This window comes from Actinocrinis sp., from assembly GCF_035653575.1.
Classification (GTDB): domain Bacteria; phylum Actinomycetota; class Actinomycetes; order Streptomycetales; family Catenulisporaceae; genus Actinocrinis.
In genome coordinates this window covers 24,806-34,822 of the sequence record NZ_DASRBQ010000038.1, presented here as the reverse complement: position 1 = coordinate 34,822, position 10,017 = coordinate 24,806, and the positions used below count along the sequence as shown (strand labels likewise).

7 protein-coding genes are annotated in these 10,017 nt (G+C 68.9%); all 7 read left to right on the top strand.

Features of this window, described 5'->3' with window-relative positions; translation table 11 throughout:
- Positions 1-726, top strand: a 726-nt coding sequence (locus VFA06_RS06230; RefSeq protein WP_324839455.1) for an alpha-glucosidase C-terminal domain-containing protein, incomplete at its 5' end; no start/stop codon positions are given.
- A 189-nt stretch (positions 727-915) separates the two neighbouring features.
- On the top strand, positions 916-2,445 hold the full coding sequence (locus VFA06_RS06225; protein WP_324839454.1) for a maltokinase N-terminal cap-like domain-containing protein: 1,530 nt from the start codon (positions 916-918) through the stop codon (positions 2,443-2,445).
- Positions 2,446-2,908: 463 nt separating this feature from the next.
- The gene (locus VFA06_RS06220) at positions 2,909-5,041 is read left to right on the top strand and encodes a hypothetical protein (protein ID WP_324839453.1); all 2,133 of its coding nucleotides are present in this window, start codon (positions 2,909-2,911) and stop codon (positions 5,039-5,041) included.
- Between the two features lie 262 nt (positions 5,042-5,303).
- Positions 5,304-6,833 (top strand): GT4 family glycosyltransferase PelF, encoded by a 1,530-nt coding sequence (gene pelF / locus VFA06_RS06215; protein WP_324839452.1) that lies wholly within the window; start codon positions 5,304-5,306, stop codon positions 6,831-6,833.
- The gene (locus VFA06_RS06210; protein ID WP_324839451.1) at positions 6,830-8,296 is read left to right on the top strand and encodes a hypothetical protein; all 1,467 of its coding nucleotides are present in this window, start codon (positions 6,830-6,832) and stop codon (positions 8,294-8,296) included. Before pelF ends, VFA06_RS06210 begins: the two co-directional genes overlap by 4 nt.
- Positions 8,293-9,084: a spherulation-specific family 4 protein gene (locus VFA06_RS06205; protein WP_324839450.1), complete on the top strand. Its 792-nt coding sequence runs from the start codon at positions 8,293-8,295 to the stop codon at positions 9,082-9,084. Before VFA06_RS06210 ends, VFA06_RS06205 begins: the two co-directional genes overlap by 4 nt.
- Positions 9,009-9,935 carry an endo alpha-1,4 polygalactosaminidase gene (locus tag VFA06_RS06200; protein ID WP_414639836.1) on the top strand — a complete coding sequence of 309 codons (927 nt, stop codon included), beginning with the start codon at positions 9,009-9,011 and terminating at the stop codon, positions 9,933-9,935. The genes VFA06_RS06205 and VFA06_RS06200 overlap by 76 nt, the downstream gene beginning before the upstream one ends.
- Positions 9,936-10,017 lie beyond the last annotated feature (82 nt).

Here is a 10,017-nt window from a genome sequence, read left to right as displayed (position 1 = left end):
GAGATGGTCACCGACGAAGACCGCGACTACATGTACAGCGAGTACGCCAAGGACCCGCGGATGAAGGCGAACGTGGGCATCCGGCGGCGGCTCGCCCCGCTGCTGGAGAACGACCGGCGGCAGATCGAGCTGTTCACCGCGCTGCTGCTCTCGCTGCCCGGCTCGCCGGTGCTGTACTACGGCGACGAGATCGGGATGGGCGACAACATCTGGCTGGGCGACCGCGACGGCGTGCGCACCCCGATGCAGTGGACCCCGGACCGCAACGCCGGCTTCTCGGCCTGCGACCCCGGCCGGCTCAACCTGCCGGTGATCATGGACGCGGTCTACGGGTACCAGTCCACCAACGTCGAGGCGCAGATGGCCAGCTCCTCCTCGCTGCTGCACTGGACCAAGCGGATGATCGAGATCCGGCGGCAGAACCCGGCCTTCGGCCTGGGCACCTTCCAAGAGCTCGGCTCGACCAACCCCTCGGTGCTGGCGTTCATCCGCGAGCTGCCGGCCGGCGAGGGCCCGCGCGCGACCGGCGGCGAGGAAGACCTCGTGCTGTGTGTGATGAACCTCTCCCGCTTCCCGCAGCCGACCGAGCTGGATCTGCGCGCCTACCAGGCGATCGAGCCCGTGGAGCTGATCGGCGGGGTGCACTTCCCGAAGATCGGCGAGCTGCCTTACCTGCTCACCTTGGGCGGTCATGGGTTCTACTGGTTCAAGCTGCAGCGGCCGTGACCTGGCCTGGTTCGGTACGACTCGGCGTGACACGGCGTGACGTGACGTGATCTGAGGGAAACGGTCCGGGGAGGGCCGTCGGCGCACCCATTACGGCGCCGAAAGGAGGGTAAGAGGCGCGGTACCGGCGTGCCCGCCAACGGGGCGCTGCCCGGTGCAGCCAAGCGACGGCCGAAAGGATGACCGACGATGACGTCGACGATCGACATGGCGCACGCCGCTCTGGACGGCCGCTCCACCGAGCGGCTGGCCGAGCTGCTGGCCGGCTGGCTGCCCGAGCAACGCTGGTTCGGCGGCAAGGGGCGGCAGATCCAGTCGATCACCCTCTCCTCCTGCCTGGCCGCGCCCGACGTCGCCGACGACGGCGGCGAGGAGGTCCGGCTGTGGCACGTGCTGGCCGAGGTGACATACCGCGATGGAGCTGACAACGGCGAGGCGCCGCAGACCTACCAGGTCTTCGTGGGCGCGCGGCGCTCGCTGCCTGATCGGCTTAGGCACGCGGCGATCGGCAATCCGGACAGTGCGGTACCCGAGCTCGGCGGCCATTGCTACGACGGACTGCACGACGCGCACCTGGCCGCGTGGCTGCTTGAGCGGATCGCGGATCGCGACGCGGTCGGTCCGCTGCGCTTCGACCGGCTCGCCGGGCAGGTGCTGCGTACCGACCTGCGCGCCCTCGTGCTGACCGGCGAGCAGTCGAACACCTCGCTGGTGTACGGCGACCAGTACATCGCCAAGGTCTTCCGCCGCCCGGCGCCCGGCCGCAGCCCGGAGCTGGAGCTCGGCCTGGCGCTCGCGGTCGCCGAATCGCCGCACATAGCGCCGCCGATCGGCTGGGCCGAGTTCGACGCCGGCGCGCTCGACGGCGCGGAACTGGGCGAGCAGCGCCTCGGCGGGCAGGTGCTGGACGAACCGGTCACGCTGCTGACCCTGCAGCCGTTCCTGCCGAGCGCGACGGATGGCTGGGCGCTGGCGCTGACCAGCGTGCGCGACCTCTTCGCCGCCGAGCCCGACGTGTCCGCGGCGCGGGCCGGGGCCGACTTCGGGCCCGAGGCGCACCGGCTCGGCATGGCGACCGCACGGGTGCACCGGGCACTGGCCGCCACGCTGCCGACCGGTTGGCTCAAGCCGGAAGAGCTTGAGCAGCTGGCCGACGGTATGCGCCGGCAACTCGAGGTGACGGTGCGTCAGGTGCCGCAGCTGCGGCCGTACGCACCGGGGCTGGCTGAAGCGATCGACCGACTCGCGGGGCTCGGCGGCCCGCTGCCGGTGCAACGGGTGCACGGCGATTACCACCTGGGCCAGGCGATGCGCACCGTCACCGGCTGGGTGCTGCTGGACTTCGAGGGCGAACCCACCCGGTCGCTGGCGGAGCGGCGCGCTCCGGCCAGCCCGCTCAAGGACATCGCGGGGATGCTGCGTTCCTTCGACTACGCGGCGCACCACCTGCTGGGCACGATGTCGACAATCGCCGACCAGCCTCCGGCGGCCACCGAGCTGATGACCGCGCGGGCGGCCGAGTGGGCGGCGCGCAACCGCGACGCGTTCTGCCGGGGGTATGCCGAGGTGCTCGGCTACGACCCGCGGGCGGAATCCGCGGTACTACGTGCGTTCGAAATCGACAAAGCGGTTTACGAGGTCGGTTACGAGGCGGCGAACCGTCCGTCCTGGCTGCCCATCCCGCTCAATGCCTGCGCACGGCTTTCCGTGCGACACTGATAATCCGAGCATCGCTCACTTTCGCGAACGAAGTTTCGAAACAAAAGGCCGCGATATCAATTTCATGAGATTTTCGTGACTTTCACGGGACGCTCCCCGCGGCCGCGTATCCTTCCATCGAACATGTCCGCACTCGCGCGCTCGAATGGGTCGACCGGCCATGTCCAGGGCCTAAGGGCCCACAGTCATGCCGGCACGCACTGACCAGCGCATCCGCTGCATATGCGAACGCGCCTTGTATGCGTCGAACTTGTAACCCAAAACCATACGTTCGGATGAAAATCTGGCCTGATTATGGGACGCAAGCTCCGCCACTCCCCTACCGTAATAGATGGGTGGATGCCGCGGTGGAAAACAATCACGGAGCCGCGGTCCGATAATTCAGATTTCTACAACTACCGCAGGGGGGAACTCCTTGCTTCGCCATGCCCGCAAACAGCGCGGCGACCGACACACCAGACCGGTGTCCGGCCTCGCCGCCGCGACGCTGTGCGCCGTCGCCGCCGTTCCGTTGCAGGCCGTCGTCTCCCAGGCGGCCACCGCCGGTTCCGGCACGACCAGCCCGAACATTGTCGCGGCGAGCCCGATCAAGGGCACCGTCGCCAAGGCAAGCAGCGTGCAGGCCACGACCTTTCCCGGCGGGGACCGGATCGACCTGCGCGTGCTCGTGGTGACCGACGGCTCCTCCCCGGTCGAAGCCATCCGCTCCGAACTCGGCACCGAGGGCGTGCCCTACACCACGATCGACCTCAACAACGCGAGCCGTCAGCAGCTCACCGCGGCCTTCCTCGCCGGAACCGCGGGCACGGTGCCTGAAGCGCACTTCGAGGCCGTCGTGCTGCCGAACAACGCGCCCGCGCAACTGTCCGCCGCCGAGATCGCGGCGCTCAACGCGTATGAGGCCACGTACTCCGTCCGGCAGGTCGACGCCTACCTCTACCCGGGCGCGGCCGTCGGCATGAACACACCGACGTTCGCCGGAACGCTCGACGGGATGACGGCCACGATTACCGGTGACGGGAAGACCAAGGCGTTCCCGTACCTGAACGGCAACGTGCCCTTCGAGAACATCGATCCGACCGTCTCCGAGTCATACGGGTACCTCGGCACTCCGAACCCGCCGACCGGTACCACGTTCGATCCGCTGGTCACCATGACCATCCCGGGCACGACGACTCAGGGTGTCCTGGCCGGCGTATACAGCGCGGGCGGTCGCAACGAGCTGATCAACACGTTCGCCTACAACGCCAACCAGTCGCAGTTCCTCGCGCTCGGGCACGGAATCATCACCTGGGCGACACAGGGCGTGCACTTCGGGTATGACCGCAACTACTTCACCGTCGACGTCGACGACACCTTCCTACCGGACGCCGAGTGGTCGCAGGTCGGGCACTGCACGCCGGGCGACACGATCTGTCCGGCCGGCACCCCGGACACCACGCCGAGCCGGATGACCCCGGACGACGTGAGCTACCAGGCCAGCTGGCAGAGCGCGAACAACTACAAGCTGACCATGCTGTACAACGGCGGCGGCTCGGACGACCAGGTCGCCGCTAGCGGTTCGGACCCGCTGCTGACCGCCTGGCAGGCGAACAAGTCCGCCGCGTTCGAGTGGGTCAACCACACCTACTCGCACGAGTTCCTCGGCTGTGAGCAGAACCTGACCACTATCCCGTGGTCCTGCCAGACCGACGCGAGCGGCAACATCGTCTGGGTCCCGCAGTCCGACATCACCAGCCAGATCTCGCAGAATGTGGCCTGGGCGCGGGCCAAGGGCCTCCCGACGGACGCGACCGAACTGGTCACCGGCGAGCACTCGGGCCTGGTGACGCTGCCGCAGCAGCCGGTGGACAACCCGAACCTCGGCCCGGGCCTGACCGCGCAGCACATCGCGTGGACCGGCTCCGACGCCTCCCGCGAGCCGAACCAGCGCCTCGTCACCGGCGGCACGACCCTAACCGTGCCGCGGCACCCGATGAACGTGTACTACAACGCCGCGACGGTCTCGGACGAGATCAACGAGTACAACTGGGTCTACACCTCGACGGCCGACGGCGGCTCCGGCATCTGCGAGAACAACCCGACCTCGACCTGCATCAGCCCGCTGAACCCGACCACCGGGTACACGGACTACATCGTGCCGACCGAGACCCGTATCGCGCTGAGCCACATCATGGCCAACGACCCGCGTCCGACCTACGTGCACCAGTCGAACCTGGCGGAGGACCGGATCCTCTACCCGGTGCTGAACTCGATCCTGGGCCAGTACCGGGCCGAGTACGCGAATCTCGCGCCGGTCGTCGAGCAGACGCTCGCGGCGGAGGGCCAGACCCTTCAGCAGCAGTCGGCGTGGGCGGCGGCGGTCGCCGCGGGAACCGTCTCCGGTTACGTGCAGGGCAGCAAGGTGACCATCTCGGCGCCGAGCGGCCTGTACGTGCCGTTCACCGGGCCGAACGGGACGGAGAACCCCGGCCTGCTGGGCGGTTCACTGGGCGCCACCGCGTTCGGGTCGGCGTACGCCGGAGAGCTCTCCGCGTACAAGAAGTCCCCGGCCGGCGGCTTCAGCCTGCTGCTTCCGGGCTACTCCGGCCTGTAAGCCCGCAACGGCGCCCATGACGGTACCGGCGCCACAGACAGAACACCGATGAAGCCGAGTGCTCGGAGCCACCTCCGAGCACTCGGCGCGCCCGGACAAGCACGAGAGCACAGCTAGACAGCTCAGCACAGCACGCACACGCACACGCACACACACAACGCATGCACGCACGCACAACGCGACCCACGAACGCGTACGCACCTTCGCGTGGGCACCGTCGGTCGCTTTATTCACCGCGCCGTACTTGAGGGGGACGGAACCCGTGGAGATCCTGCTCGTCACCGAGGGCACGTATCCACACGTACGCGGCGGCGTCTCGGTCTGGTGCGATCAAATGATCAAAGGACTGAAGGCGCATCGTTTTCACGTCGTCGCGCTCTCCGCCACCGGCCATGAACCAGCCGTCTACGAGTTACCGGACAACGTCGATTCGCTGCGCCTGCTTCCGCTGTGGACGGCACAACGTCCGAGCCAGCGCGGCCGCCTCGCCAAGCGCCCCGACCCGGCCGCCGCGATCACCCTGCTCGAAGCCGCGCTGAGCCAGGATCCCGGAGCCGCGGAGGCCTTCGAAGCCGCCTTGTTCGAGCTGTTCTTCCAGGCCCAGCAGCCGGTCAGCCTCAGCGAGGTGCTGCGTACCGACGCGGTCACCACCGCGCTCGCGGAGTGCTGGGAGAAGTTCCACGGCGGGCTCGGTCCCGCGCTCAAACTGGCCGACGCGATGGCCGCGCTGGACCTGATCGAGCACGCGCTGCGCCCTTTGTCCTACCGGCCGCCGGAAACGGACGTCACGCACACGGTGTCGAACGGCCTGGCCGCGCTCGTCGGCCTGGCTGCCAAGTGGACGCACGGCACGCCGCTGATCATCGCCGAGCACGGTGTGTACCTACGCGAGCGGTACCTCGCCCTGCACGGCGAACGCCTCGGGTGGCCCGTAAAGGCAATCGTCGCTTCCTTCACTAGGCGCCTGTGCGAGACCGGTTACCGCAACGCAGACCTCATCACGCCCTGCAACGAGTACAACCAGCGGTGGGAGAAACGGCTCGGCGCGGATCCCGAGAAGCTGCGCACGGTGTACAACGGCGTCGATCTGGAACGCTTCCCCGAGGCGCAGGGGGAGCCGGATGAGCCGACGCTCGTCTTCGTCGGCCGGATCGACCCGCTCAAGGACCTGCACACGCTGTTGCGCGGCTTCGCCCTGGTCCTCGCCGAACTGCCGAACGCACGGCTTCGGATCTTCGGTGGTGCTCCGTCCGGCGGCGAGTGGTACCACGAGGAATGCCTCGCGCTCGTGCAGGAGCTGGGCATCGGCGAGTCAGTCGTCTTCGAAGGCCAGTGCAACGCGGTCAGCGAGGCGTACGCGGCCGGACACGTCGTCGTGCTGTCCTCCATCTCGGAGGGCCTGCCGTTCACCGTGATCGAGGCGATGGCCTGCGGCCGGCCGAACGTCGGGACCGAGGTCGGCGGCGTGGGCGAGGCGATCGGCGACACCGGCCTCGTGGTGCCGCCGCGGCGGCCGGCGGAACTGGCACAAGCCTGCCTGGCCCTCCTCACCGACCACGAGCGGCGGCACAGGCTTGGTAAGGCGGCCCGGCAGCGCGCACTGGAACTGTTCACCATCGGTCGCGCGGTAGACACCTTCGACAAGATCTACCGCGACATCGGCACGTCGCGCGTCTCCAAACCGGAGGCCGGCGAAGTATCCGACGGCACGTCAGGTAACACGGTGTCAGACGACGCGATTTCGCAATGGACGACTGAGGAATCGTCCGTGCCGACAGGGCTCGCAGCATGAGCGCACAGTCTCTCCTCGGCAGAGCGAACGGCGTACCGAACCATGCGTTCACCACCGCCTACAGCCAGCCACGTCGCCCTTCCGCGGCAAAGGCAGAAGGCACCACCTCGGGTTCCGCACCGGCCGAATCGCCTGATGCGCTCGACGCGATCGATCGGCTCGCCCTCAGCGTGGCTGACCTCTGCCGCAGCGCGGTGGATTCGCTGGCCATCGTCGCCGGGCTTGAAGCGGAGGGCTACAACGACCGGATCGCGGCCGAGAAGTTCGGCCTGCCCGACCTGTTCGCCCTCGCCGAGGAGCTGCACCGGCGGGTTCCCCGCGACATACACCCGCCCGAGGATCCGGAGAACCAGCCGACGGTGACCGGCACCGCCCGCGCGATCCTGCGCGGCCTGCTGTTCGCCGCGCCCTCGGTGTGCGCCATGGCCTTCCTGGTCACCGACCTGACCGGCCCGGCCCGCGTGGTCCTTGCCATCGTGCAGGTGCTCGCCTGGGGATACGGCCAAGGCGTCGCACACCTCGCCTACAGCCGCCTGAACAACGCCGACCGCGGCGGTGCGGCGCGCATCCTGCGCCACGGAACGCTGTACGCGCTGCTCGTCTCCGCCTGGCTGCTCGGCGCCACGGAGTTCTTCCTCGGTACCGCACTCACCGCGCTGGTACCGGCCGCGACCAGCCTGTGGTTCTGTCTCGCGGCGGTCCCGGCCCTGGTGCTCGGCGCCGAATTCGCCATGGCGGCGACCCTCATCCCGGCGGTGTCCGGCGCGCTCGCCGTGTGGTTCGGCGCGCCGCCCCTGGCGGCCCTCGCGGGCGCGCAACTCTCGGCGGCCGCCACCGTGCTGTTCATGCTCCGCCTAACCCGGCACGGGGACGCCAGCAGCCCACGGCTGGCCGGGCCCGAGCTGCGCGACTCGCTGCCGCACGTGCTCTCCGGTCTGGGCACCGGCGCGCTCATCACGGTGGTCCTGGCCGGCCCGGCCGCAGCCGGCCAGGGGCTCGTCGCGCTGCACGCCGCGATCGTGCTCACGCTCGGGATGGGCGCCGGCGAGTGGCACGCGCGCTGGTACCAGCGACAGGTCAGCGAGCTGCTTTCCACGCTGGCCGACCCCGCGGGCTTTCCTCCGCCCGCGACGCTGCTGCTCCTCGGGGCGCTGACGCGGCAGGCCGCGACGACCGCCGCGCTGGCCGGAACCATCTACTACGCCTTCGACCGCGGTGACAGCGGCGCGGCGGGCCTCTACTGCTTCGCGGTGGCCCTCGCCCCCGGCCTGCTCGCGGCGCTGTTCATGCGCGGCATCGAGGCGCGCGCCGTGCTGTGGCCCACCGCGATCGCGCTCGCCTCGACCCTCACCGCGCTGCCCAGTCGCAACGCGGCGGTCCTGGCCGCCCTCGCGCTGGAGGCCTCGGTCCTGCTCGCGATCCGCGCCGCGAGCGTCACCGCACGTCCGTGGGTGCACCTGTGATCCGCAACCCCGTCGCTCGAGACCGCTCGCGCGCCGAGCACGCGCAGCCGATCCGATCGGCCGGGCTCGTGCCCGCGTCTGCGCCCGTGCCCGTACCCCGCTTCGCAGTCCCCGCCTACTTCAACCCCTTGTGGGACGCGACCGGCTGGCAGGACCTCGCCGCTCTCGGCCCGGCCGTATCCTTCGCGATCCTGAACCCGGGCTCCGGCCCCGGTCGCACCGTCGATTCCGCGTATAGCAAGCCGATCGACGCAGTTCAGGCATCGGGCGGACGCGTTATCGGATACGTCGACACCGCCTATGGCACGCGTCCGAGTGCGGTTGTCTTGCGCGACTTGATGCGTTATCAGTCCTGGTACAGCTTACGTGGCGTGTTTCTCGATCAAGTTCCCAGCGGGCGCGATCACCTCGCGCACTACCGCCGCATCGTCGAAGCGGCACGCCACCGCGGATTCGACTTCTTCGCCATCAACCCCGGCGTCATCCCCGATCCGGGTTACGTCGAACTCGCGGATGTCGTCGTCACCTTCGAAGGTCCTTGGCTCGCGTATCGTGATCACGCAGCAGTTGACTGGACGACGGATCACCCGGCCGAGCGCTTCTGTCACCTGGTGCACAGCACGCCACTCGAGGAGCTGGCCACGGCGCTGAACCTGGCGCGTGAACGCCACGTCGGCGCCTTCTACGTCACAGAGCAGTCCGGAGCGAATCCATGGGGAAGCCTCAGCACGCAGCTCACACAGATGGCTGCGGTGGGACGCGCCTCCGGTACTTCGCCGCTGCCTTAACGCTCACCCTCGCCGCCTTAGGCGGGTGCTCGACGTCCACGTCTCCGTCACCGTCCGCCGCGCAGAGCTCATTGCCTGCCTCGTCGGGCTCCGCTCCTTCCGCGCCAGGCGGCTCCTCCTCGGCCGTTCCCGCCGCCGTCTGGCACCCCAAGCCCGGCCTCACCTGGCAGTGGCAGCTTTCCGGGAAGGTCGATACGTCCGTCGACGCCCAGGTGTACGACATCGATGGAGTCGAGAACAGCGCCGCCGTCGTCGCCACGCTGCACTCCGCCGGCCGAAAGGTGATCTGCTACGTGAACGCCGGGGCGTACGAGTCCTTCCGCGCCGACGCGAACCGCTATCCCGCCGCGATCCTCGGACAGTCAAACGGCTGGACCGGCGAGCGCTGGTTGGACGTGCGCCAACTCAGCGTCCTGCGCCCGATTCTCGCCGACCGATTCAAGGCCTGCGCGCAGAAGGGCTTCGACGGAATCGAGGCCGACAACGTGGACGGCTACCGCAACACCACCGGCTTCCCGCTGACCGCCGCCGACCAACTGGCCTTCAACCGCATGCTCGCCGACCTCGCCCACGCGCAGGGCCTGGCCATCGGCCTGAAGAACGACCTGGACCAGATTCCGCAGCTGGTCTCGAACTTCGACTTCGCGGTCAACGAGCAGTGCGCCGAATTCTCGGAGTGCGACGCGCTCAAGCCGTTCATCGCCGCGGGCAAGGCGGTCTTCCACGTCGAATACAACCTGTCCCTGGACGAGTTCTGCCCCACGACGACCGCGCTCGGCCTGTCCTCCATGCGCAAGAACCTGAGCCTCGACGCCCCTCGCTGGCCGTGCCCGGCCTCGTCACACGGCTGATCGCAATCCCGAGTGAACGGCGCGAGGGCCGAGCGTATAGTCGGACCGCTCGGTTTGCTATCAGCGGGTTCATTTAGGGGGA